This is a genomic window from Konateibacter massiliensis, from assembly GCF_900184995.1.
Lineage (GTDB): Bacteria > Bacillota > Clostridia > Lachnospirales > Lachnospiraceae > Lachnotalea > Lachnotalea massiliensis.
This window is the reverse complement of record NZ_LT860099.1, coordinates 31,642-55,421: the sequence shown is the minus strand read 5'-3', so window position 1 is coordinate 55,421 and position 23,780 is coordinate 31,642. Positions and strand designations below refer to the sequence as shown.

At 39.9% G+C, this 23,780-nt stretch carries 23 protein-coding genes; 4 read left to right on the top strand and 19 right to left on the bottom strand.

Annotated features, from left to right (window positions below; translation table 11 throughout):
- Positions 1–18 precede the first annotated feature (18 nt).
- Both hflK and CTY48_RS05780 read right to left on the bottom strand, forming a co-directional pair.
- Positions 19–1,035, bottom strand: coding sequence for an FtsH protease activity modulator HflK (gene hflK, locus CTY48_RS05785; protein ID WP_099467581.1), 1,017 nt, complete (start codon positions 1,033–1,035; stop codon positions 19–21).
- Positions 1,036–1,343: 308 nt separating this feature from the next.
- A complete protein-coding gene (locus CTY48_RS05780) occupies positions 1,344–4,052 on the bottom strand; it encodes an Ig-like domain-containing protein (protein WP_099467580.1) in 2,709 nt (902 codons plus the stop codon).
- Between the two features lie 163 nt (positions 4,053–4,215).
- Here CTY48_RS05780 and CTY48_RS05775 point away from each other — a divergent pair, with 163 nt between their 5' ends.
- Positions 4,216–5,112, top strand: a complete 897-nt coding sequence (locus tag CTY48_RS05775) for an RluA family pseudouridine synthase (protein WP_099467579.1) — start codon at positions 4,216–4,218, stop codon at positions 5,110–5,112.
- Here the strand turns inward: CTY48_RS05775 and CTY48_RS05770 are convergent.
- Positions 5,099–5,599 carry a heme-degrading domain-containing protein gene (locus CTY48_RS05770; protein ID WP_099467578.1) on the bottom strand — a complete coding sequence of 167 codons (501 nt, stop codon included), beginning with the start codon at positions 5,597–5,599 and terminating at the stop codon, positions 5,099–5,101. The two genes, CTY48_RS05775 and CTY48_RS05770, sit on opposite strands and share 14 nt — an antisense overlap.
- A gap of 35 nt (positions 5,600–5,634) precedes the next feature.
- A complete protein-coding gene (gene trpS / locus CTY48_RS05765; protein WP_099467577.1) occupies positions 5,635–6,639 on the bottom strand; it encodes a tryptophan--tRNA ligase in 1,005 nt (334 codons plus the stop codon).
- Positions 6,640–6,919: 280 nt separating this feature from the next.
- On the opposite strand from trpS, the gene CTY48_RS05760 reads away from it, so the two are divergent.
- The gene (locus CTY48_RS05760) at positions 6,920–7,399 is read left to right on the top strand and encodes an S-ribosylhomocysteine lyase (protein WP_099467576.1); all 480 of its coding nucleotides are present in this window, start codon (positions 6,920–6,922) and stop codon (positions 7,397–7,399) included.
- A gap of 160 nt (positions 7,400–7,559) precedes the next feature.
- Here CTY48_RS05760 and CTY48_RS05755 read toward each other — a convergent pair whose 3' ends face one another.
- From CTY48_RS05755 to CTY48_RS05720, 9 genes are all read right to left on the bottom strand, one after another.
- Positions 7,560–8,156, bottom strand: a complete 597-nt coding sequence (locus tag CTY48_RS05755; RefSeq protein ID WP_099467575.1) for a superoxide dismutase — start codon at positions 8,154–8,156, stop codon at positions 7,560–7,562.
- Positions 8,157–8,258: 102 nt separating this feature from the next.
- Positions 8,259–9,401 carry an A/G-specific adenine glycosylase gene (gene mutY / locus CTY48_RS05750; RefSeq protein WP_099467574.1) on the bottom strand — a complete coding sequence of 381 codons (1,143 nt, stop codon included), beginning with the start codon at positions 9,399–9,401 and terminating at the stop codon, positions 8,259–8,261.
- Positions 9,402–9,422: 21 nt separating this feature from the next.
- A complete protein-coding gene (locus CTY48_RS05745) occupies positions 9,423–10,274 on the bottom strand; it encodes a DUF3298 and DUF4163 domain-containing protein (RefSeq protein ID WP_099467573.1) in 852 nt (283 codons plus the stop codon).
- A gap of 228 nt (positions 10,275–10,502) precedes the next feature.
- The gene (locus tag CTY48_RS19835; protein ID WP_236354777.1) at positions 10,503–11,390 is read right to left on the bottom strand and encodes a BBE domain-containing protein; all 888 of its coding nucleotides are present in this window, start codon (positions 11,388–11,390) and stop codon (positions 10,503–10,505) included.
- 162 nt (positions 11,391–11,552) lie between these two features.
- Positions 11,553–11,972 carry an FAD-binding oxidoreductase gene (locus tag CTY48_RS19830; RefSeq protein WP_236354776.1) on the bottom strand — a complete coding sequence of 140 codons (420 nt, stop codon included), beginning with the start codon at positions 11,970–11,972 and terminating at the stop codon, positions 11,553–11,555.
- A gap of 114 nt (positions 11,973–12,086) precedes the next feature.
- The gene (locus CTY48_RS05735) at positions 12,087–13,586 is read right to left on the bottom strand and encodes a diguanylate cyclase domain-containing protein (protein ID WP_180272652.1); all 1,500 of its coding nucleotides are present in this window, start codon (positions 13,584–13,586) and stop codon (positions 12,087–12,089) included.
- A 317-nt stretch (positions 13,587–13,903) separates the two neighbouring features.
- Entirely contained in the window at positions 13,904–14,506 is a 603-nt protein-coding gene (locus CTY48_RS05730) for a class I SAM-dependent methyltransferase (protein WP_099467571.1), read from the bottom strand.
- 20 nt (positions 14,507–14,526) lie between these two features.
- Complete coding sequence (locus tag CTY48_RS05725; protein ID WP_099467570.1) at positions 14,527–14,763, bottom strand: hypothetical protein; 237 nt, start codon at positions 14,761–14,763, stop codon at positions 14,527–14,529.
- A gap of 175 nt (positions 14,764–14,938) precedes the next feature.
- Positions 14,939–15,301, bottom strand: coding sequence for a helix-turn-helix domain-containing protein (locus CTY48_RS05720; RefSeq protein ID WP_180272651.1), 363 nt, complete (start codon positions 15,299–15,301; stop codon positions 14,939–14,941).
- 279 nt (positions 15,302–15,580) lie between these two features.
- Between CTY48_RS05720 and CTY48_RS05715 the strand changes: the two genes are divergently transcribed.
- Both CTY48_RS05715 and CTY48_RS05710 read left to right on the top strand, forming a co-directional pair.
- The gene (locus CTY48_RS05715) at positions 15,581–16,138 is read left to right on the top strand and encodes an RNA polymerase sigma factor (RefSeq protein WP_099467568.1); all 558 of its coding nucleotides are present in this window, start codon (positions 15,581–15,583) and stop codon (positions 16,136–16,138) included.
- Positions 16,135–17,187, top strand: coding sequence for a hypothetical protein (locus CTY48_RS05710; RefSeq protein ID WP_099467567.1), 1,053 nt, complete (start codon positions 16,135–16,137; stop codon positions 17,185–17,187). Before CTY48_RS05715 ends, CTY48_RS05710 begins: the two co-directional genes overlap by 4 nt.
- 90 nt (positions 17,188–17,277) lie before the next feature.
- On the opposite strand, the gene CTY48_RS05705 is transcribed toward CTY48_RS05710, so the two are convergent.
- From CTY48_RS05705 to CTY48_RS05680, 6 genes are all read right to left on the bottom strand, one after another.
- On the bottom strand, positions 17,278–18,177 hold the full coding sequence (locus CTY48_RS05705) for a S8 family peptidase (protein ID WP_099467566.1): 900 nt from the start codon (positions 18,175–18,177) through the stop codon (positions 17,278–17,280).
- A gap of 62 nt (positions 18,178–18,239) precedes the next feature.
- Entirely contained in the window at positions 18,240–18,743 is a 504-nt protein-coding gene (locus CTY48_RS05700) for a metallophosphoesterase (protein ID WP_099467565.1), read from the bottom strand.
- Positions 18,744–18,752: 9 nt separating this feature from the next.
- On the bottom strand, positions 18,753–19,424 hold the full coding sequence (gene rpiA / locus CTY48_RS05695) for a ribose-5-phosphate isomerase RpiA (protein ID WP_099467564.1): 672 nt from the start codon (positions 19,422–19,424) through the stop codon (positions 18,753–18,755).
- 182 nt (positions 19,425–19,606) lie between these two features.
- A complete protein-coding gene (locus CTY48_RS05690; RefSeq protein ID WP_099467563.1) occupies positions 19,607–20,659 on the bottom strand; it encodes an NAD(P)H-dependent flavin oxidoreductase in 1,053 nt (350 codons plus the stop codon).
- 14 nt (positions 20,660–20,673) lie between these two features.
- Positions 20,674–22,395, bottom strand: a complete 1,722-nt coding sequence (locus CTY48_RS05685) for an acetyl-CoA carboxylase carboxyltransferase subunit alpha (RefSeq protein ID WP_099467562.1) — start codon at positions 22,393–22,395, stop codon at positions 20,674–20,676.
- Between the two features lie 17 nt (positions 22,396–22,412).
- Entirely contained in the window at positions 22,413–23,765 is a 1,353-nt protein-coding gene (locus tag CTY48_RS05680) for an acetyl-CoA carboxylase biotin carboxylase subunit (protein ID WP_099467561.1), read from the bottom strand.
- Between the last annotated feature and the right edge of the window lie 15 nt (positions 23,766–23,780).

The window sequence follows — 23,780 nt, the reverse complement described above, 5'->3', positions numbered from 1 at the left end:
CTTTTCTACTCTCCTCTCTTATTCGTTTTCTGTATCGGTCGAGTTACTATCTTGCGTTGTGCCCGCCTGACTTTCGTCCATCGTAACAAAGGAATCGAGCGGAAGCACCTTTTGAACTCCGTTTGAACTATCTATTACAATATCGATATCCGGTAAAATGTCTTCCATCGCTTCATAGAACATTCTCTGCTTTGTAACAGTAGGATTTTTAATGTATTCCTCGTACATCGCGTTAAATCTTGCGACCTGTCCCGAAGCCTCATTGATTCTTTCCTGCTTATAAGCTTCTGCATCCTTAATAATCTTGTCTGCCCCTGCCTGCGCATTCGGAAGCTTTTCATTTCTGTATTTGTTCGCATTGTTCAATGCGGTCTCTTTTCCCTGCTTTGCCGTCTCTACTGCCTTAAACGCTTCCATAATCTCTGTCGTCGGCGGTTCCGAGTCCTGAATCGTTATATTTACAAGCTGAATTCCGATGTCCTGCTCTTCCAGTTTTTTCAATATCATCTCTTTGATGGCAGCCTGAATTTCATTTTTTCCTGTCGTTAGAACACTGTCTACGTCATAGCTTCCGATTACGGTTCGAATACAGCTCTGTGACAGATTTTTTAGTATTGTCGTAGGCTGCTGTGATGCGTAAAGCGCCTTTACCGGATCGGAAATCCTGTATTCCACGAAAAAGTCCACATTGATAAAGTTGTAGTCACTTGTTATCATAACTGCTTCCTCATCGACCGTGTCATTCGTCTGTGAATTGTAGCCAATTGTAAAGCCTTGAATGGTCGTATCCACCTTTCTCACCTGCTGCAGTATCGGCAGCTTAAAGTGTAAACCGGAGTTTGTGACCGCCTTTGCTTTTCCAAAGGTAATCAGCACTGCCTGCTCCTGCTCCTTAATCTGATAGGTGGAACCAAAAATAATGATAAGTGCCAAAATGGCAGTTACAACACCGATTATTATTCTCTTGGCTATTTTCATGCCGTCTCCGTTAAAGCTTTTCTTTGGTCTTGGTTGATTGTACTGTTGATAATCCATAATCCCTCTTCCTTTCTTCTTTTGGTGTGCGTCGCTTTTCGCAGCATAGGAACCTTTTAAAGGCTTCCTATGATACAAAAAAGACTTTCATTACAATATAAGCTATTGTAATAAAAGTCTTGTTATTTACTCATACGACGCGGGTTAATCTTATTAACCGTTCTGACGCCTTCGTATAACATCAAAATCTGATGCCAACTACTCCCTTTTACTCTTTATCAAACAAATGAATGAACGTTCTTCTTCTTTTGTTGAAATAAGAATACCATATTGTTAATTACCTGTCAATATATTCTTTGGATTTATTGCTACTTTACCTTACTATAAGAGCTGTAAATCTTTACTCCGTTTACCGTTTTGTAGGATCTGACCTTGAAATAATAAGTCTTTTTGCTCTTTAAGTCGGTCTTTGTATAAGAAACGGTCTTTGCTTTGCTGACTGTCTTTATCTTTTCATAGCCCTTGCTCTTGTTGGCAGACATGTATATCTCATAGCCAGAAGCACCGCTTACCTTTTTCCATGTCAATTTCGCTTTTTTCTTAGTCGTCTGCACTGAAAGGGTTGTTTGCTTCGGTGCTGTAGCAGTTGTTAAAACAGCAGAATAATCTCCATAAGTTGTACCGCTGTTCAAGCTGAAATAATAGCGGATTTTGTATTGGTATGAGGTTGCCGCACTCAGTTTTTTGTCAGTATAGGAATTCTTGTCTGCTCCTTTTATAGCAGCTATTTTTACATACTTTTTCTTCTTCGTATCATACCGATAGAGTTCGTAGCCGGTCACGCTCTTCTTGGTATTCCATGAAAGTTTTATCTGATTTGTCGTCTGACTTTTTGCTGCCAGCCCGTCTGCTTTTCCTGCCTTGACGGTCACCGTAATGCTGTTTGTCATGCCGTTTTTAGATTTGGCGGTTATGGTGGCAGTGCCAAACCCATAAGCTGTCACCGCTCCGTTTTTGTCCACGGTTGCAACGCTGTCCTTTGAGGAGGTCCATGAGATACTCTTATCCGTTGCATTCTCAGGATATATTTTAGCAGTCAGAGTATGTTTATCACCTAAGTTCAGAGTAAGGGATTTGGTGTCTATCATAATGCTCGTTACAGAAATTGTCTCTTCTGCAACATCACTGACATTGCTCATTACCGTAACACTACAGGTTGCCTTGTTACCATCCACAGTAGCTGCTGTTATTGTTGCTTCTCCAGCCCCGATTACCGTTACTTTTCCGTTTTCATCAACCGTTGCCACAGCAGCATCCGAGGTAGTCCATGTCACGCTCTTATCCTTGGCATTCTCCGGTATAACAGTGGCGCTTAAGGCAGCTGTCTCCCCAACCTTTAAAGTTAGAGAGGTCTGACTTAAGGTAATGCCGGTTGTTATCTCCTCAACATCTGTATTTGTTGTAAATGCCTTGATACGGGCGGTTTCTCCCTCATTGTTCAAATCATACCAAGATGCGGAGGAATGTGACTTAAAAAAGCTCTGCCCTGCCTCTGTGGTGTTGACAAATTGTATCCAATTACCATTTTGGTAAGATACATCTACAAAGAAGCGCACATCTCCGGTACTCTTGGATGGTGTAATAACGACAGAGAAAGTCTTTCCTTTCTTCACTGTCACAGGCTCGTCAAGCGGTATGGTATAATAACCGGTATAGGAAGTGCTGCCGCTTTGAGTCATGGCAAGCTCGCCGCTTGTCGGGTCAGTGCTGTCACTCAAAGAAGTATAGATATCAATCGTATAGTTTACATTTACATCATACAACGCAAAGGATACCGCTTCGATAATCTCTGCATTTCCCTCTGTATTTCCGGAAACGGTAAATACATTCGCTAAGCTGCCGCCCTTCGACACATACTTGGAAGAAATGCCGCTTGCGCCATCGTACTGGTAGTTGTGTTCATAATTGTCAGCCTCCTCAAAGTCAAAGACAAATACCTTGGAAGATGAAGAATTAAAAGCAGAATCTTCATAGGAAATCCAAAAATAACCATCATCGCCCATAGCTGTTCCCCAGCTGTTTCGAACCAGCCATGCTCCGTCTGAAGCCGGCCGCTTTGTCTCATTAAAATTCGTGCTGCTGTAATTATCATCCCAGCCTACAATGACAACGGCGTGATTGGTTTGATAAACACCGTTATAGTAATAAGCATAAGTCTCTGGATTGTAGCAGGCCGTCTTTGCCGTTACGGTAGTCTGGTCAGTATAATAGGAGGCTGCAACTGCACCGTACTCCATAATCATCTTCTTTACGTCCCCTGTATCGGATGCCATGTTAATCCAGTAAGCATTCTGCATATGGTAATCATCGTCATAAGCAAGTGTATCCGGAAGGACTCCGGCAACGGAAGCCGATGCATATGGAGCCTTTTCTTCATCTGTCGCACCTACCCATCCAGCCAAAGCAAACGTGGTAAAGACGTTGTTACCGCCCAAATTAAGATAATTACTTATCAAAGCATTGTTGCTGTCACCCACGGTATTTCCTAATCGGTCTGCGACAGAATGATAAAAAAAGTATGCCAGCTGTAATTCGGATAAATCAACTGAAGTATCTGTGATACCTTTTGCAATCAGAGATGCTTCACCCGCTCCGATCGCGGCAAAACTCCAGCACACTCCCCAGCTCCCCTGATTTCTTACTTCCGGCAAACTGTCCTTGGAGCTATAGGAGGACGGAATTGCAAGTAAATAATTGGCTGCAAAGGAGGTGTTGGCGGAATATCCTTCTTGGAGATCAGGTATAATATAATCTTCTTCTATGTAGCTGGAGATATACTCTTGTGACTCGGCAGACTCTGTGCTTTCCTCTTCGGATTCTGCTGTACTGTTATCCCCACTATCCATTCCATCTTCTTGGGCTTCAGCATCCACTGTTTCCTGCTGTTCTATTATATCTTCAATAGCATTCTCCACGTTGCTGTCATTTGAATATGTACTGGCAAACGCATTCGTATTCAATGACAAGCACACAACTAGTATAAGTGCTATCGCCTTTATCAATCGTTCCTTCCTCATTTATCCTCCTGATGGTAAAATACTAATATTTTAAGTTCAAAGTAATAATTAATCATACCATATTCAAGCATATTATGCGATAAAATTACTGTATTTTTATTACAAACATGGTATAATTGTTGTCATTGAAAATTCTACTAAAACAAACCGGAGAAACCACGTTATGAACCGAACCTTAACCTACACAATCACTCCCCAATATGCCGGATATCTCATCGGAGATTTTTTAAGAGCACACGGCTATTCCAGACATCTCATCATTCATCTTAAGCAGACCGAGAAAGGCATTTTGCAAAACGGGGAATGGGCATATATCAATTCTGCGTTAAACCCAAATGACACCTTAACGATTCAAATTATTGAGGAGGAAACTTCCGAGCACATCATCCCTGTTAAAATGGAGCTTTCCATCGTATATGAAGACGAGGATATTCTTGTGATTAACAAGGCAGCTGACATGCCGGTTCACCCTTCCATCAACAATTATGACAATTCTCTGGCAAACGGATTGGCTTTTTATTTTAAAGAACAAAACCTCCCTTTTGTGTTTCGCTGTATAAACAGACTGGACAGGGATACAACCGGACTTGTACTTCTGGCAAAAAATATGTACAGCGGCTGTGTCTTGTCCGATATGGTGAAAAACAGGGAAATTCACAGGGAATATCTTGCCGTAACAGAAGGTAAATTGGAGGACTCCGGCACCGTTGACGCACCGATCGGAAGAAAAGATGATTCGATTATAGAACGCTGTATTGACTTTGAGAACGGGCAGACTGCCGTTACCCACTACACACGAATCGACTATAAAAACAGCTTTTCACTTGCCTCTATCGTATTGGAAACCGGGCGTACACACCAGATACGGGTGCATATGAAGCACATCGGTCATCCTCTGCCGGGAGACTTTATTTACAATCCTGATTACAGCCGGATAAAACGACAGGCACTCCACTCCCACAAGCTTTCCTTTCTGCATCCGGTCACAAAAAAGGCAATGACATTTTCTGTGCCATTGCCCGAAGATATGAAGCTGCTTCTTTTCTCTACATTGCCTTGATTCTTGGAACCTCATCCACATGCAGATATTTGCTGATACATTTTATGAGCAAATCGTGGTCAGATACATGATCAAGCCCTGAAATAATGACAGAGCCTATGACACCGACCTCCTCAATTCTGATCGGAAATGCACCGCCGCAAGCTGCATAATCCTTGGAATTAAATCCCCAGTCTTCAATGGTCTCTTCATTCTGTGAAAGCAGCATATAGGTGTGAAGGCTGCTCTTTTCTGTCAGCTTGACTGTATTGAATTTGCGCTCTATCCACTTTTCGTTTAACAGATTCGTCCCGTCAAACCCATGCTGAAATATCGTATATCCGCTATTCAATCGAATACTTACCGCGATTGACACATCCAGCTTTCTCGCTGCCGCGACAATAATATTGCCAAGCTCCCATGCGTCATCGTTCGTAAAATGAGAAAATTGAAGAATTTCTTCCTGCATTTCTAAAACCTTAATTGCTTCATCCATCGTTAAATTCATAAATTTTCCTCCTTTAAGCATTCTGTATATAATTTCTATCTTACCCGTTCAGGAAAACCAACCTTCTTTTGAACCTTGCGGAGTGTCTTCGCTGCGTAGTAACCCGCCTTGTCCGCATTGTTCTTGATGATTCCGTCTACATATGCCTTGTCACCAAGCAGTTCCTTCTGTCTTTCCTGAATCGGCTTCAAGCAATCCGCCACCGCTTCGCCTACCGCGAGCTTAAAGTCGCCATAGCCTTTGCCGTCAAATTCTTTTTCTGCTTCCTTTGTTGTCTTATCCGTGATAGCACAATAAATATCAATCAGGTTTTTGATACCCGGCTTGTCATCTGAGTATAAGATTTCACTGCCCGAATCTGTCACCGCTCTCTTGAATTTACGAATAACCGTATCCGTATCGTCTGTCAGGTAAATACTGCCGTTTGGATTTTCATCTGACTTTGACATCTTCTTTGTCGGGTCCTGCAAAGACATAATCTTTCTTCCCACTTTTCCCATATAAATTTCAGGAATTGTAAATACATCTCCGTAAATTCCGTTAAAACGCTCTGCAATATCCCTTGCAAGCTCCAAATGCTGCATCTGGTCAATTCCGACCGGTACAACATCCGCCTGATACAGCAGAATATCTGCCGCCATCAATATCGGATAAGTAAATAAGCCTGCATTGATATTGTCTGCATGCTTTGCTGATTTATCCTTAAATTGTGTCATTCTGTTTAATTCACCCATGTAGGTATAGCAGTTTAAAATCCATGAAAGCTCCGCATGAGCCGGCACATGGGACTGATAATAAATACAGTTTTTGTCCGGGTCAAGACCTGCTGCAATGTAAAGGGTCAGAAGCTCTCTCGCTCTTTTTCTGAGAACTGCCGGCTCCTGTCTCACCGTAATTGAGTGCAAATCTACTACACTATAAAAACATTCATATTCATCGCATATATTTACCCAGTTCTTTAACGCTCCCAAGTAATTCCCAATCGTTAAATTCCCCGTTGCCTGCATTCCGCTAAAAAGTACCTTCTTGTCGTCAATCATTTCAATTAATTCCTCCGTTATTTATTTAAAAAATACACCTCCGTAAAAGGGAAGTGTACCATGGTGCTGCCCAATGTCAGCCTGCTGTAAATTGTACTGCTAAGTACTGCTTTTTCTACGGCTTTCTCTATATTTAGTTTACTATTTTGGGCAATGCTTGTCAATTATATTATTTTTTTAATCCGTTTGCAGACAGGTGTTTCCCTATGATATAATTAGATAGACATTATATCATCCCGAATGGGGATACTAAATAAATTACTGTAAGGAGTGTATCTGCATGGAAAAAATAACAAGCTTTACCATTGACCACATAAAATTAATTCCGGGTGTCTACGTGTCCAGAAAGGACCCTGTGGGAGACAGCCTGATTACAACCTTCGATATCCGTATGACCAAGCCAAACGGCGAGCCGGTTATGAATACGGCTGAAATGCATGCCATTGAGCACTTAGCTGCCACTTTCCTTCGAAATCATAAGGAGTACGGAACTAAAATCATTTATTTCGGACCGATGGGCTGCCGGACAGGTTTTTATCTTCTGCTCGCAGGTGATTATGAATCCAAGGATATTGTTCCTCTTTTGACAGAAATGTTTGAATTCATCCGCGATTACAAAGATGAAATTCCGGGCGCGAGCGCTAAGGACTGCGGCAACTATTTAGATATGAATCTTCCTATGGCAAATTATCTTGCAAACAAGTTTTTGAACGAGGTGCTCTACCAGATTGATGAGACAAGACTTGTTTATCCGGAGTAGGAAAGGATAAATTTTATCTTTTTAAAAGAAATTTTATAGACAGATATTGAAACATCCCCTGTTAATATTAAAGCACTTTTAATACTAGCAGGGGATATTTCAGAAGAGCAAAAATTTTCAACGACAACTCTTACAAACCAGAAATAGGTTATGTATCGCTTTATTCTCCTATCACATTTCGAAGAATTCGTCTATCTACGATAGGCCAGTTGATATTTTTCATAAAGTTATCTATATATTCATCCTTTTTATTCGCATATTGAAGAAAATATGCATGTTCATATACATCCAACACAAGAACCGGTGTAGAAAGCGTAATGTTCCCCATATCATGAGCATCTAAACTGATGTTTCGGAAACAATAGGAACGCCAGTCAAAAGCCAGCACTGCCCAGCCTCTGCTTGCTTTCGCCGTTGCGACAAAATGCTTTTCCCAATCCTCGAAGCTGCCAAAGGATTGAATCAAATAATCCTGCGTGGTTTCGTTTGGCATGTTATAACCATTTCCCATGTTTTGAAAATACAATTCATGAAGAATAACCCCATCCAGGGCATAGGTCTCTCCTCTTTTAATGCCTCTGTATGTACTATACGTGGCATTTGCTTGTTCATAATCTCCACCTGCTCGCAGAAGTGCATCAATTTCATTCATTTTATTGATGTAGCCTTCATAAAGCTGCATGTGTACATTAAACTGCTCTTCATTTACAGCGGTTATCCCGGGCGTATACCGAAAGTCTATTTTCCTAAATTCCATTTCTAATATCCTTATTGCGTATTTATATCATTATACGCAGGACTTCCTATTTATACGATAAAATTACACAAATATTTTCAATCGCTAGCCTGTGTATGCTCATCACTGAATATATCCGCGATACGTATCAAAAGCTGATGGTAACGCATATTCTTCCAGTTGCTTTGCATAGATCCACTCAAGCTCCTCTTCTTTTATTTCCTTCGCTGCTTTCAGCATTTCTCCGACCTGAGATTGCATTTTCTCAGCAGAAATCCCGCTTTGAGGTAAAATTTTAACCCGGTAGCCGTCCATATGCCACTCAATATGAGAAAAAATATGTTTGCCCTTGCCCAGCGGCTCTATTTCAATTTGGAAGGAAAACTTCCTGTTCTCTATGATTTCATTCAAATATTCCTCAAGCTCCAGCGTTGTCTTCTTCCCTTCCAGGCTTGGAAGCTGCCATAGCCCCGCAAGCAGACCTTTTTTCTCCCTCTTTTGAATGGCATAATAGTTTACCAATCTATCTCGCTTACCTGCATATTCGAATAATAAGATTGTTTTCTCTTCTATTTTCCTTGCTTTCTTCGGAGGCTTTACGGGAATTTGCATCTCTGTTCCCGCTTTATAGGCATTGCACAGGTGTATAACAGGACACTGATGGCACAGAGGCTTTCCGTTTGGCAGGCAAACCACAGCTCCCAGTTCCATCAAGGACTGATTAAAATCACCGGGGCGGTCCTTCGGCATAATTTCAAGCAAATCCTTCTCAAGCTGCTTCTTCACGGCAGGCTTTGTGATATCATCAAAGCTTCCTGCAATGCGCTTTAGCACGCGAAGCACATTTCCGTCCACGGAGGGAACCGGTATGTGATAAACGTTTGATGCGATAGCACCTGCGGTATAGCTTCCGATACCGGGCAGCTTTAGAAGCTCCTCATAGCTTGCCGGAAGTTCACCATTGTAGCCCTGCACAATGATTTTTGCCGCCTTTTGCAGATTTCTCACCCGGTTATAGTAGCCTAGGCCCTCCCACAGCTTTAACAGACGCTCCTCATCACACTCCGCAAGCGCCTTAATATCCGGCAGTTCTTCCACGAAACGGTCAAAATAGCCCTTTACCGCCTCCACTCTTGTCTGCTGTAACATAATCTCAGAAATCCATATATAATACGCCTTTGGCTCGGTTCTCCATCTCAAAATTCTGGCATTATAATCAAACCAATGCAGTAAATATTCTATCGTTTCACTGTAATCGTATTGCATAAATAGTTCTTTTTCTCCAATCTAATTTTTCCTATACTGCTCCTTCAAATATGGAAATTCATCATAGGGAATCGTATATTCCTGTATCCCCGCTGCATAAGGAGACACTATGTAAACATTGCTTATGATAACAATACCTTCATCCGATAAGTACCAGGTATTGTCTGTCAAAATATCCTTGATACTGCTCTCGTAATCCTCAAAAAAGCCCACCGTATCCTCGGTTTCCTTCATTTTTTTAAGCAGATAGCTGTTAATAAACTGAGTACCTGCATTGACGTCCGTAAATGCCGTCTCAAGTGTCAAAAGCTCTCCGGTCTGAGTGTCAAAATTCTGTGCGGTCCGTATCGTGTTTGGATGAGCGCCTCCTGCATATTCATATCTCTCTTTTATAACACTTATCACTTTTTCATCGACCCTTGCTATGGAATAAGTATCTCCTATTGCATAGCCGTTCCAATAGCTTAACTGATTTTTATTCAAAAGTGTGAAATTATCGGTTGCATAGGCTATGTATTCCTTTGCCTCTGCTTCCAGCTTCTTTTGATTTTCTTCCAAATATGCATTAATTTTTTCTGCCGCCTGTGAATTGTTCTCAATTGTTACAACCGGAAGATTGCCCGTGATTGTCAAAATCAAATTGTCGTTTTTATCTCTTACTTCCCTCGATTTGTCTCTCATAACGATTTTTATTCCAGATTTATCATATACTACTTTTGCGTTTGTTTCTTCTTCCTTTGCTGCCTCTGTATTTGGTGCTTCTGCATTTTTTTCAACGCTGGTTGTTTTCACCTTTACTGTCTGGATATCCTGACAAGCCCCAAGCATAACACAGCAAGCCACTCCAATCGCTACCGCCGCCTTCTTTTTCATTTTTCCCTCCCAATAAAGCAAGCATACATGTATCACGCTTACTTGCCCAAAAAATTTAAGGCTGAAAGCTACCTTTCAGCCTATCCCCTTTTATGCGTCTCAAATTACACACCTGTATAATCCAAAATAAACAGCTATATTTATTAGTATATGTCAGCGACTTTGTTTTGTAAACTCTTTTTAGTGACTTGAATATTTATCCATTTAGATATTTATTTGCATTGTATTTTATATCCTTTTTGATACATAACGAAATCCCCTATAATTTGTATCACCTGATTTTTCGATTGTACCTTCCTCACTATTTGGCGGTATTCTATAGGAAGCGTCTGCCGTATCATCTCCGCACACTGATTTTCCAATACTCTGAGGAAAGGAAAAAATATTACATGGGTCATATTTTGTTTTGATTTTCATTAATATACTGGCATGGTTCCCATAATATTCTTCCAGATAATCCGGAAGCTTCCCATATGGAAAATTTACATAAGAGCCTGTCGTGATTGCTTCAACGTAAGGGAACCGGCTATCAATCCATTCCCTATTCTCTTGTGCATATCTGTAATCCTCCCAGATTGTTTCCAGCCAAATGATATAATTTGCATGGCGATAAAAAAAGGCGGTATCATTGGTCCCAACTTCCGACACTCTGCCGCCCAACGCATACATTGATATTCCGGCAAATACTGACCCTTGGGGACGCTCTCTAATCAGTCCTGCAAGCTCTGCCCTCTCAACACAGGTAAAATCCCTTAATACAAAGCGGCTTACCGATTGAAATTTCTCGAAGGAAGGATACGCACTTCCGATAATCGTGACAGCCTCAAGGAAAGTCATATACTCAATATTATAATCTGCACCGCTAAGAGCAAGAAAGTCAGCCATGATTTGCTCTGCTTCTTGCGGCTCCCCATAGAATATTCCTCTAACCAGCATTCCGAGCCCGTCATCAATGGAATTATAGATTCTTGAAATCAAGGTAATGCGAGGATCAGCAGTTTTTAACCATTCCTGCCAGATTGACAGAAATTTTTCCTGCTCTCTCGAATCCACATCCAGATAATCTATCTCAATAAGGGTAACATAATTTACTTTCGAAGGAAGAGCAAAAGTCATAGAAACGATTACACCAAAGTTTCCTCCACCTGCACCCTGACATGCCCAGAAAAGGTCGCAATGATTTTCACAGTTCGCTTTTATAACAGCTCCCTCATAATCTACCAGTTCAATCTCCTTCAGGCTGTCGCAGCCCAGTCCAAAATTACGGCAGGAAAGCCCTCATCCGCCGCCAAGTGTATAACCACTGACTCCAACGGTAGGGCAGGTACCTCCCGGAAAAGGGTAACCCTCTGAAGCTGCAAATTCATACACCTGCTTATTGGTTACCCCGCTTTGAACCGTCAGCTGATTTAAGCATGGATCGATATGCATCTGATTCATTCTGCTTATATCAATCACTAAAGTACAATCTCCATTGGAATATCCTTCATAATTGTGTCCTCCGCTGCGTATATGAATTGGCACACAATGCTTTCCGGACCAAATCACTGCATTACATACATCTCTTTTGTCGCTGCAGTATACTATAATTAAGGGAAATAGCTGTACTGCCCTGTTAAATCCCTGTCTTGCTTCACTATATACCGGGTCAAACGGTGTAACAATCTCTCCTGTCAAACCGAATAAAAAGTCATTCATACTCAAATCTCCATCCTACTTTCACATACATAGAATCAGCCCACTCTATGAGTTCTTTCTATTATATGACGGCAGGATGTTATCTGCTCCAAGCTTGATGATCCCGGCACTTATTTAAACTCCAATTTGATATTCCTTCTTAAATTTTTGCTTTTCTTTATACATCTTCTTATCTGCCATTTCAATAATCTGCTCTAAATCAATATCCATTCCTGAGCAGTAATAAAACAAACCGTGGCTTGCCGTAATGTTATAGGCAACCTCTCCCTCTGGCTTTTTCTCGCCAAACTGCTTCCTAAACTCCTCCCAGATGCTTTCTGCCTGCGCTTTGTTCTTATTTTTGAATACAATGATAAACTCATCACCACCCATGCGGAAAAATATATCTTCCTCGTTCAGTTCATTTTTAATTACATCGCAGAAGGCTATAATATAACGGTCTCCTTCACCATGCCCATAAGTATCGTTTATATATTTTAAATTATTAATATCCAGAAAGCAAAGCACAAATTCTGCAAAACCCTCTTGTGCTTGCTCTAACAGCTCTTCTAGCTTTTTAAAACCCATTCTTCTGTTTAAAATTCCGGTTAAGGCATCAGTAGAAGCATAATGAGACAGCTCTTCCTTTGCTCTTCTGATTTCCGTTATATCCATAATACCTGTTAAAATGCACTTCTCACCATGATAATCAATCACTTCATAATTTGCAGTAACCCACATCTGCTTGCCTTTAAAACCATACTCCACAATTCGGTTATAGGTACTGTTGTTTTGCTTTAATTCTTCTATCAGTTCCTGTCTGCTGTCGTTCTTGATATGACCGTGAATACTGTTAAAATCATCCAAGCCCCCTGCGTGGATTCCCAGCAAAGTACACGCCCTTTCACTTGCTTCAATAATCTTTCCGTCTTCCATTCTTGTAATAAACACAGGGTACGGATTTACATAAAAAAGTTTTTTTAAATTTTCTTCATTTTCCTTTAATTCCCTTCGATAAAGAAATTCCATCATTCTGTGGCGATAAAAGATAAAAGCGAGTAAAAAAGCCGCACCTATCAAAACTGTGGAATTTGACTGCTTGATAAAAAGTATTTTTTCATCCTGACATAAAGCACTCATACCCGCAAGAAAAATTACATGATTTACTCCAAATGTAAAAAGCATATAGGACGGTTTTAGGGTAAAGGCTGCAGCTGCAATAAGTGAAAGCATAATATAGGAATACATATTGCCCGTGTATCTTTGACTGTTGATAGACGCAACGGCTCCAAAAAGAATATATAAAAACACGTATGTTTTTAAGACAATACGTATGATACGATCCTTGTTATGGCCTTCTTTACCTGCTATCCACTTATAGAATATTAAGAATAGAACTGATGCAACGATACTTATTATGTGCATTACGACAAGCATTACGCTAAATATCTTATCTGCACCGCTTTGTATAATTGTCCGGTCCATATAGATCCAAAAAATTGACAATAAAAGAATAGCAAAGGATATTATGCGGATTCTGTTTAAAACCAATCGATTGTTGTATTTTTCAAACTCCTTTTGTTCTTCGCCAGAGCTATTTATTAAAAGCTTTAGTCCTTCCTTTATCCATTCCATAAAATTACTCCTTTTTATTATTAACCGCATCTGCTCATGCCCTTGCCAGGCGAATTGCGCAGCAATATACTTTCTTTCTGCGAGGTATGCATAGTTTGCACGAAGAGCCTTTTATCTGCCAAAAAATTCACTAACAAACAATACAAGAACAGCATCCCTGACTTCCAAGAATGCTGTTCAAATATTCTTATATTATATCAAATTATAGGTGTAAAAGCAAGATAATTTTACCCATCAACGCATTATCACTTAACATTTCTAAAGCTAATGTACAAATTTAATAGAGAATAAAAGAAAATAATGGAAACCTTCTAACTCTATTTCTGTGCATCCAGAATAAACAGAGAGGCATCCTGCCCCATAAATATTTTATTTCCATTATAAAAAGTTTTTGATTGCATATCTTTGTAGCCGATTTTAGTCATAATAGCCGTTAACTCTGCTTGATCAAATCCATTATGCACCATATCTGAAATTATTTTTTCATTCTTATCAAAATCAACAATCAGTAAATGTCCGCCTTCATTTAGAAGCTCGTATAATTTTGATAAGATTAATTCAACATCATTAATATGGAGTAAAACCTGAGCCATAAAAATATAGTCAGCATGTAAATCCGAAAGACTATCTCTTTCAAAGTCAAAACATAGTGTCGTTACATTCTGTATATTAGAATTAGAAATTTTTTGCTCGATCTGATTGATCATGTTTTGCGAAGCATCCAGAAAAAGTATAGAATGAAAGTCATTTAACAAGTCCATGCCAACAAGACCGGTTCCACAGCCAAAATCAATGGCATCCTTGTCTTTCGTATCCGTTAAATATTCATGAATGGCATTTGATGATACTTTTGCAATTTGGATTCTTTCAGCCGTATCATATCTATTCGCTATCATTTCAAATTTATCCGTATTTCCCATTATTATCTCTCCAATCTACTTTAATAAATATATCTCTTCTTTTCATATCCGATAATAACTGAATTGAGATTATCATCCAGCGAATTCACTTCATGTGTTTTATGAAAAACTGACATCTGCAATAAAAATAGTTTTTCTAAGAAATTTTCCGGGTTTGCTATTCCTTTTATTTGCCTAACGACTAACTCATCCTCCAAAAAACACTCTGACAGGAGCTTAGCTATTGAATTATAATGCTCTTTTTCAATTTTAATCATACTTCTTACCCCTCCTTACTTTCGCTTAAAGACGCTTATTATTCGGTGACGAAATAATTGAAATATCTCTGGCCTTTCTTCCTTCGGCGACTTCAAAATTGTTTTTTTATAATCTCAAACATTTCTGATAAGAATTGCTCAAGCTCTTGATTATTGAGCATCAGAATTGAATTATTTAAAAAAATCTTATCCTTAGCCGGATCTGAATCTTCACTGTTAAAATAGCTTTGAAAACTCGCAAATTTGTACATAAAAAACTTAACGCATTTTGAGAAGCTAGTTCCAGAGAATTGATTTTTGACATTTCCTCTGTCTTTAAACCAATAGTTCTCTCAAGACTCCCGCGGACTTTTCTCTCTGATACAACAGAAAAAATATTGCTGCCTAACAGAATATTGATATGACGGTAAAGGGTAGTTCTCGGAATATCCGGCATTTTATCACAAAGCTCATTTGCAGTAATATTTTGTTTTGCAGCTACCTCTTGTATAATTCTAACTCTGACAGGATTCAATATGATTCCTATTATGTCTTTCATAATATTCCCTCCCTTAATTCCATTTTTTATTATATTTCCATTTTTGGTATTGGTCAAATAAAAAGATGTAGATACCATTTAGATTGTTGCACGTAACCCTTTTGGTCACTTACAATTTCTTCCTTTGAAATATTGTTATTTTTCTTCATATATTGTAAACTGATTCAAAGCTTTTTTGTGTTACTTATTATCAAATCTTTGACAATTTTTTAATATCTGTGATATTTTACTTTAGAACCGTAGTATATAGTTGAGACCGAAAGGAGGTGTACCACATTAATGGAGGATAGCCAAATCATTGCATTGTTTTTTGAACGTTCAGAGCAGGCTATAGTAGAACTATCGAATAAATATGGAAAAGTATGTCGTAGAGTATCACTAAATATTTTAAAAAATACGCTGGATGCCGAGGAATGTGTAAATGATGCTTATTTAGGTGTATGGAACAATATACCACCTCAAAAACCGGATCCCCTGCTTGCTTATGTCTGCCGTATTGTGCGTAATCTTTCTATTAAGAGATATTATAGCAATACCGCCCTTAAACGTAACAGCCATTACGATATTGCATTTGAAGAATTAGAGGATTGCATCCCTTCCCAAAATAATGTTGATGAAGATTATAATGTGAAAGAACTCGCCAAAATAATTAATGACTTTCTAAGTACATTGGACAAAGATAATCGTGTTATGTTTGTGCGTCGATATTGGTTTTCTGACTCTTTAAACGAACTTGCAAAGACGTTTGGAATTACTGAGCACAACGCTTCTGTCCGTCTCTCTCGTATACGTGGGAAGCTGAAAAAATATTTAATAAAAAGAGGTGTTATATCATGAAAAAAGAAACTCTTTCACAGGCAATCGGTGAAATAGATACAAAATACATCGATGAGGCTTTAACATATACTGAATCTATCAAAAAAATACATTTTTATAAAAAGCCTATAGGTAAGACTATAATTGCCGCAGCGCTCTGTCTTGGCATATTATTAGGATTAAATATTTTTTCTCCTTCTAATAAAACATCTGTATTAGCTTATGCCTATGGAACGGACGAAAAAATAAGCAGTACAGGAACTGTTTTAACAACAGGAAAAGTAAATTCTGACGGTTCTATGACAGGGACGCCTTTAAGTTTCTATATTCAGGGAAAGGATATAAAAGCAATACGTTATTCTGTAAAAAACCAGTGGATCGATTTTGTTGACTGGACCGAAAAAAGAGAGGAATTCGGAGCGGCAAAAAACTTTACCGTACCCTATGGTTCTGATGAAAGCGAATATTATTATTTGGTAGTAAACTGGGAGCCTAATGAACTTTGGGATGCCTTAAGCGCTAAAAATATAGTTCTTGAAGACCTTCCTCAGGAATTACGGGAAGATACTATTGTATTAGAAATTTCATACATCAATGGTAAAGAAGAAACAAGGGCAATCAAAATAAAGTTGCAGGATGATGGTAACTTCGTTGCTTCATTTGAAAATTATTCAATTACAGAACAAGATGACTTTGTAAACCGACCAGACAGTAAACCCATTGATAGGAGTATACCTTATAATCAAGAGAATAATATTGAAGCCGAAATAAAGAATATAACAAAAGATTCTATATCTTATAAAGAATCCTTAACGACAGAGGAATTAGAAGCAGCAAAGACTGCTGCACTAAATTATTACACAAATACAGTATGGACGATTAAAGAAATCAACGTAACTGAGAATACAAATAGTCAATATTCTAATGAAAATATTGAGGCAAACTATGATGTAGGAAATATTATTATTTTTGATGTAACTGCAATTAAAAATAATGAAATCGAAAACAGAATAATTAGCGTAGTAAGGACAGATGAAAATAATTGGTCTGTTATAAATGAAGGTTTTTGATGAATTATGAATTAACACAAAGAAACCAAGTAGTCCGGCTGACAAAATAAGCAGGACCACTTGGCTGTACAACATAACTCAAACATTATTTTATCGAAGTAGTCCCTCAATATCAAGCGCGCCCCAGCCTTGTTTATTTCTCGGCAGTCCAAGATTGACGGCACTCTCCTTAATCCTTATTTTCACATCTCTCGTTCCCATGTCAGGATGTTTTTCAAGGAGAAGAGCGATTGCACCTGTCACAACCGGTGTGGACATTGACGTTCCGCTCTTTATGGAATACGCCTTCCCATCTCTTCCATTCATAGCGTTACATGCGGTGATATTCATGCCCGGTGCCACAATATCCGGCTTGCATACACACGAAAGTGTCGGTCCTCTTCCGGAAAAATTCATCTTCACCCTTCCGAATACATCCTGTACTCCATCGTCAGAGGAGCCCACGGTTATCACTTTTCTGCTAATCCCCGGTGTTGTGATTGTATAGCCTGACGGACCGCTGTTTCCCGCTGCCGCCACTACCACAATACCGTTATCCCACGCTTCTTCCACACTATCTATGATGGCGGACTTTTCCTCCGACCCTGTCCGCGGCAATGTACCAACTGAAATATTCAGCACCCGGATATTATATCTGCTCTTATTGCGCAGTATCCATTCCACACCCTTTGTAATGGAACTTGACTCTCCGTTGCCGCTGTCATCCAATATTTTAATCATAACAATGTTGCTTGCTGGCGCCATTCCGGCATATTTTCCTCGCGACAGCCTTCCGTTTCCCGCACAAATTCCCGCTACGTGAGTGCCGTGTGAATTGTCGTCATAGATGCCAATCCGATCATTTACCAAATCTTTAAAACCGATGATTCTATTATCAAAGTCACTGTGCTGAAACACACCAGTGTCCATTATGGCTATTGTAACACCTTTGCCAGTGATGTTGTTATAGCTTGCATAGTTGTAGTTTACCTTCTTTTTGACATAATACACTTGACTTCTCCATCTGATTAGTTAGTATATATTATGAGGGAGAGGCGGAGTTGGAAACACTTTTAATTTTTAGAGTTACTGACATTATATATAATATCCTCAAAGGATACAGGTGTATAATTTATTCTTTCGACCGAAACACAATAATGTTGCTTGCTGTATGTTTTGAACATAGGTGAATTATGAACATGCCCAAATATATTGGCATAGGGCATATTTTCATTTACATATAGTGGTTTGTGTGACAGTATCCAAAAATCATTTAATATAATTGGGCAATCGTATACTTCCTGAAATCCTGCGCTGCGATAATATTCATTCGAATATATATCGTGATTTCCTTTTACAAGATATTTAATTCCGTTTAATTTTTCTAATATTACACATTCACCTTTATCCGCTCCGAAATCTCCTAAAACATATATAATATCAGAGCTTTTAACTAGATTATTCCATCTAAAAATTAACTCCTTATCCATCTCATCGACATTATTAAAAGGTCTATTCTCATATCTTCTAATATTGTCTTCTGAAAAATGTGTATCTGCAATAAAAAATATACTCATAGTCGTCTCCTAATCACAATTTTCAATAATCTTTGTACCACTATCGGTACCCACAATAATGCGCTTACAGCTATTGATAAATAGCCCTGTTTCTAAGACACCTATTATTCCATTAACTTTATTATAAATATCATTAACGTCCATAGGTTTTCCTATGTGTAAGTCAACTATATAGTTACCATTGTCAGTTATAAAAATATTACCGCCTTTTCTTCTTATTGTTGGACTAAAAGAGTACTCTTTTAGTTTTTCAATAACTTGAGTATGACCATAAGGCAATACTTCAATCGGCAACGGAAATGCTCCAATATTGTCGACTAATTTACTTTCATGCATAATCCATATCACTTCATCTGCGAAATCAGCAACAATCTTTTCTCTAAATAATGCTCCGCCCCCACCTTTAATTGCATTAAAATGTTTATCGATTTCGTCTACACCATCAATACACAAATCGATTCTATTGATTTCATCTATTTGAACCAAAGGGATATACAGCTCTTTTGCTAAACTTTCCGTGCTTTTTGAAGTTGCAACTGCTTTTAAATTCATGCCACTTTGAACCAGTTTTCCAACCTCTTTAATCATATAATACGCTGTAGAACCTGTTCCCAAGCCTAATATCATTCCATCCCTTATGTATTCTGCTGCTTTTTGTCCAGCAATTCTTTTTTGTTCCATAACTTCCCTCATCCCTTATATAATCTTTCTAATTCTTAATTTTTCTATATTCATTATGGAATCATTTTATCACACGAATATATAATTTTCTACCTACACAAACATTATGGGTATACCATATAGTTGTCAACAAAAAAATAGATTAGTCAGACACCGTCTGACCAATCTATTTTTTACTTATACTATTTAAACTCTTCCAAAATATCACTAACACTCACCAGCTCCTGAATCCGCCATGCATTGGATCCGCAAAACAAAAGCCCATTGTCCACATCACCTTTCGCCGCATTGATTAACGCCTGTGTGATGCAATAAGGAATGGTTGCCGGATTACAAGCGGATAGACACTTCCTGCAGACCTCTACCTTAATGGGTCCGCCCTTTAACCGCTCAAGAAAAGCATTGTTTATCGCACGCCCCGGCATTCCAACCGGACTTTTTACGATAACGATGTCCTCCTCCTTGGCGTTTAAATAAGCCTCTTTATATTTCGGGTCGGCATCGCATTCGTGAGTTGCAACAAAGCGGCTTGCAATTTGAACTCCGCTTGCACCAAGACTTACATAATAATCCAAATCCGCTCTGTCATAAACACCGCCTGCAACTACGACCGGAATTTCCTTTTCGTATTTCTCGCCATACTGGTTCACAAGAGCTATTATCTTTTTGATTTCACCGTCGTACTCCTTTTGGTCAAACCGCTCCAGCTCCTCCACGGAAAATCCTAAGTGTCCGCCTGCCCTTGCGCCCTCTATCACAACCAAATCCGGTGTTCGCTGATACTTTCTGTCCCACAGCTTGCATATAACGTCTGCGGATTTTAGAGAGGATACAATAGGAGCTATTTTCGTTTTAGAGCCCTCTATCAGCTTTGGCAAAGAAATCGGAAGTCCGGCACCGGATATAATTAAGTCGACTCCGGCTTTTACCGCTGTCTTTACATACTCCTCATAGTCCTTTGTCGCAACCATGATGTTGACACCGATAATGCCATCCTTTGCAATCTCTCTTGCCTTTTTTATCTCCTCACCGATTGCCTTAAGATTTGCGGCAATCGGATTTTTGTCAAAGTCAGGGCTTCGAAAGCCAATTTGAGCTGTGGATATAATTCCGACTCCGCCCTCCAGTGCAACTGCGCCTGCAAGACCGGATAGGCTGATACCCACTCCCATGCCTCCTTGAATAACCGGAATTTTGGCAACCAAATCACCTATTTTTAATGGTTTTATATCCATTGTTTTGTCCTCCACTACATACTTCTGAACCGCTTATAACGTTCCTCTACAACTTCTTCTTCCGTATATCCCTTATACTTTGACAAGAATTTGCCAATGTGGCATCGGAAGTAGTCTCTTAGTGTGCTGATTGTACTGATATCTAATTTATCAGGTTCCGGAATTACTTTTTCAACAATTCTAAGTTCTTCCAAATCCTTGGCTGTAATTTTCATAACCTCTGCGGCTTCATCTGCCCGTTTGCTGTCCTTCCATAGGATGGAAGCAAAGCCCTCCGGTGAAAGAATGGAGTAGGTAGCATTTTCCATAATCCACACTTCATTTCCGACTGCCAAAGCAAGTGCACCGCCGCTGCCTCCTTCTCCGATGATGATACTCAGTACCGGAACCTTGAGGTTGGACATTTCAAACAGGTTTTTTGCAATTGCCTCGCCCTGCCCTCTCTCCTCTGCCTCCAAGCCGCAAAATGCTCCAGGCGTATCCACAAAATTGATAATCGGACGTCCGAATTTTTCTGCCTGCTTCATAAGGCGCAGAGCCTTTCGATAGCCTTCCGGAGATGGCATACCAAAGTTTCTTTCAATGTTTTCCTTCGTGCTTCTTCCCTTTTGCTCTCCGATGACAGTGACAGGCATTCCGTTTAGACGGGCTAGCCCGCCTACCATCGCCTTGTCGTCCCGAAACAGCCGGTCGCCGTGAAGCTCCTCAAAGTCCTCGAATATCTCATTGATGTAATCAAGAGCCGTCGGTCGGTCGGACATTCTCGCAAGCTGCACTTGCTCCCATGCCGTCTTTTTTTCCTTCTTTTCACTGCATACCGGGCAATTCTCATTTTCCGAAGCACCCTTTTCCTGAGCAGCACTATTTTTGTCATGCAGTTTAATTAATTTTGCCAGAATATCCTTTGTCTCTTCTCTTTTTACAATTCTGTCCACAAAGCCGTGCTCTACCAAAAACTCTGCCCTCTGGAAGCCCTCCGGCAGCTTTTGTCCTATTGTCTGCTCAATTACTCTTGGCCCTGCAAAGCCGATTAATGCCCCCGGCTCTGCGAGTATAATATCTCCAAGCATCGCAAAACTTGCCGTCACGCCCCCTGTTGTAGGATCTGTCAGCACGGTGATATATAAAAGATTTGCATCCGCATGTCTTTTTAATGCCGCTGAGGTCTTTGCCATCTGCATCAGAGAGACAATTCCCTCCTGCATTCTTGCGCCGCCGGAGCATGCAAAAATGATAACAGGCAGCTTTTTCTCCGTCGCCCGCTCAATCATTCTTGTGATTTTCTCGCCGGTCACATATCCCATGCTTCCCATCAAAAATCCTGCATCACATACACCGATTGCGGTTTTTTCTCCGTGTATCAGGGCTTCTCCGGTTATAACAGACTCATCTAAATTCGTCTGCTCCTGCAGCTTCTCAATTTTTTCCTTGTAGCCCTTAAAATTCAACGGATTTGTATTTTCAATTCCTGCATTCCACTCAACAAAGCTTCCCTTGTCAACAACCATGCTGATTCTTGTCTTGGCATCAATTCGAAAATAGTTACCGCATTTTGCGCAGGTATGGTAGCCGTTTACGATGTCTTCTGTGTAAATCATGTTCTGGCATTTGTTACACTTTTTCCACATTCCCTCCGGAACATGCGGCTCGTCAAGCGGCTCCTTCTCTATTTTCCTTACCGGACGCTCATTGCTTCTGTTGATTGTAATATATGTTGTTTTCTTAAACTTTAACATATGATTCTCTCCTCGTCTCAGATACCGTTATCTTGAAAGGTCTGGCTGATAAAATCCGTGCTTATATTTCCGCTCTGGAAATCCGCATGGTTTAAAATTTCATACTGGAAATCGATATTTGTGTGAATCCCTTCCACGATAAATTCGCCCAGCACGCTTCTCATCTTGTTGATTGCCTTTTCTCTTGTCACGTCATGCACGATTACCTTTGCAATCATGGAATCATATACTGCTGGCACTGTGTATCCATGAAAAAGTGCAGTGTCTATCCGCACTCCCTTTCCTCCCGGGATATGAAGATTAGTAATCTTTCCGGGGCTTGGTGCAAAATTCTTTTTTGGGTCCTCGGCGTTGATTCTGCACTCAATGGAGTGTCCCTCAAGAGCAATCTCTTCCTGCGTAAAACCAAGCTTTTCTCCCATCGCAATCTTTATCTGTTCCTGAACCAAGTCAATTCCTGTGATTGTCTCTGTCACCGTGTGCTCAACCTGAATTCTTGTATTCATCTCAATAAAATAAAAATCTCCGCTTTTATCCAATAAAAACTCAATGGTTCCCGCATTTTCATAGCCTGCCGCCTTTGCCGCTTTGACTGCTACATCTCCCATTTTCTTTCTAAGCTCACTGCTGATAGCAGCAGACGGTGATTCTTCAATCAGCTTCTGGTGGTGTCTTTGAATGGAGCAATCTCTCTCTCCAAGCTGTACCACGTTGCCATATTTATCTGCTAATATTTGAAATTCAATATGTCTTGGATTTTGAATATATTTTTCGATATACATTGTATTGTCGCCAAAGCCATTGACTGATTCTATCTGTGCCGTGTTGAATTGATGTTCGAATTCCTCATGACTCTCGACAATTCTCATACCTTTTCCGCCTCCGCCGCTGGAAGCCTTTACAATAACCGGATAACCGATTTCATCTGCGAAACGTATTCCTTCTTTTGCCGTATACACAGGCTTTTTTGTTCCCGGAACAACCGGTACACCGGCGGCTATCATCGTGCTTCTCGCCTCTGATTTGTTTCCCATTTTGTTGATGACCTCTGCATTTGGTCCTATAAAAGTGATATTGCATTTCGCGCACATATCTACAAACTTACTGTTTTCCGATAAAAAGCCAAAGCCTGCATGAATTGCGTCTGCTTTCGCCGCAATACATGCACTGATAATGCGCTCCATATTCAAATAGCTTTCCTTTGCCGGTGCAGGTCCAATGCATATGGCTTCGTCAGCAAGCAAGGTATGAAGAGCCTCCTTGTCGGCTGTCGAGTAAACAGCCACGGTTGCGATACCCATCTCTCTGCAGGCACGTATAATACGCACTGCAATTTCTCCACGATTTGCGATTAAAATTTTTTTAAACATTTCCCTGCACCTCTT

Excerpts from the sequence above, each read along its gene's own strand:
- hflK (WP_099467581.1), bottom strand. The coding sequence starts at position 1,035 with ATGGATTATCAACAGTACAATCAACCAAGACCAAAGAAAAGCTTTAAC.
- CTY48_RS05780 (WP_099467580.1), bottom strand. The coding sequence starts at position 4,052 with ATGAGGAAGGAACGATTGATAAAGGCGATAGCACTTATACTAGTTGTG.
- CTY48_RS05775 (WP_099467579.1), top strand. The coding sequence starts at position 4,216 with ATGAACCGAACCTTAACCTACACAATCACTCCCCAATATGCCGGATAT.
- CTY48_RS05770 (WP_099467578.1), bottom strand. The coding sequence starts at position 5,599 with ATGAATTTAACGATGGATGAAGCAATTAAGGTTTTAGAAATGCAGGAA.
- trpS (WP_099467577.1), bottom strand. The coding sequence starts at position 6,639 with ATGATTGACGACAAGAAGGTACTTTTTAGCGGAATGCAGGCAACGGGG.
- CTY48_RS05760 (WP_099467576.1), top strand. The coding sequence starts at position 6,920 with ATGGAAAAAATAACAAGCTTTACCATTGACCACATAAAATTAATTCCG.
- CTY48_RS05755 (WP_099467575.1), bottom strand. The coding sequence starts at position 8,156 with ATGGAATTTAGGAAAATAGACTTTCGGTATACGCCCGGGATAACCGCT.
- mutY (WP_099467574.1), bottom strand. The coding sequence starts at position 9,401 with ATGCAATACGATTACAGTGAAACGATAGAATATTTACTGCATTGGTTT.
- CTY48_RS05745 (WP_099467573.1), bottom strand. The coding sequence starts at position 10,274 with ATGAAAAAGAAGGCGGCGGTAGCGATTGGAGTGGCTTGCTGTGTTATG.
- CTY48_RS19835 (WP_236354777.1), bottom strand. The coding sequence starts at position 11,390 with ATGACTTTTGCTCTTCCTTCGAAAGTAAATTATGTTACCCTTATTGAG.
- CTY48_RS19830 (WP_236354776.1), bottom strand. The coding sequence starts at position 11,972 with ATGAATGACTTTTTATTCGGTTTGACAGGAGAGATTGTTACACCGTTT.
- CTY48_RS05735 (WP_180272652.1), bottom strand. The coding sequence starts at position 13,586 with ATGGAATGGATAAAGGAAGGACTAAAGCTTTTAATAAATAGCTCTGGC.
- CTY48_RS05730 (WP_099467571.1), bottom strand. The coding sequence starts at position 14,506 with ATGGGAAATACGGATAAATTTGAAATGATAGCGAATAGATATGATACG.
- CTY48_RS05725 (WP_099467570.1), bottom strand. The coding sequence starts at position 14,763 with ATGATTAAAATTGAAAAAGAGCATTATAATTCAATAGCTAAGCTCCTG.
- CTY48_RS05720 (WP_180272651.1), bottom strand. The coding sequence starts at position 15,301 with ATGAAAGACATAATAGGAATCATATTGAATCCTGTCAGAGTTAGAATT.
- CTY48_RS05715 (WP_099467568.1), top strand. The coding sequence starts at position 15,581 with ATGGAGGATAGCCAAATCATTGCATTGTTTTTTGAACGTTCAGAGCAG.
- CTY48_RS05710 (WP_099467567.1), top strand. The coding sequence starts at position 16,135 with ATGAAAAAAGAAACTCTTTCACAGGCAATCGGTGAAATAGATACAAAA.
- CTY48_RS05700 (WP_099467565.1), bottom strand. The coding sequence starts at position 18,743 with ATGAGTATATTTTTTATTGCAGATACACATTTTTCAGAAGACAATATT.
- rpiA (WP_099467564.1), bottom strand. The coding sequence starts at position 19,424 with ATGGAACAAAAAAGAATTGCTGGACAAAAAGCAGCAGAATACATAAGG.
- CTY48_RS05690 (WP_099467563.1), bottom strand. The coding sequence starts at position 20,659 with ATGGATATAAAACCATTAAAAATAGGTGATTTGGTTGCCAAAATTCCG.
- CTY48_RS05685 (WP_099467562.1), bottom strand. The coding sequence starts at position 22,395 with ATGTTAAAGTTTAAGAAAACAACATATATTACAATCAACAGAAGCAAT.
- CTY48_RS05680 (WP_099467561.1), bottom strand. The coding sequence starts at position 23,765 with ATGTTTAAAAAAATTTTAATCGCAAATCGTGGAGAAATTGCAGTGCGT.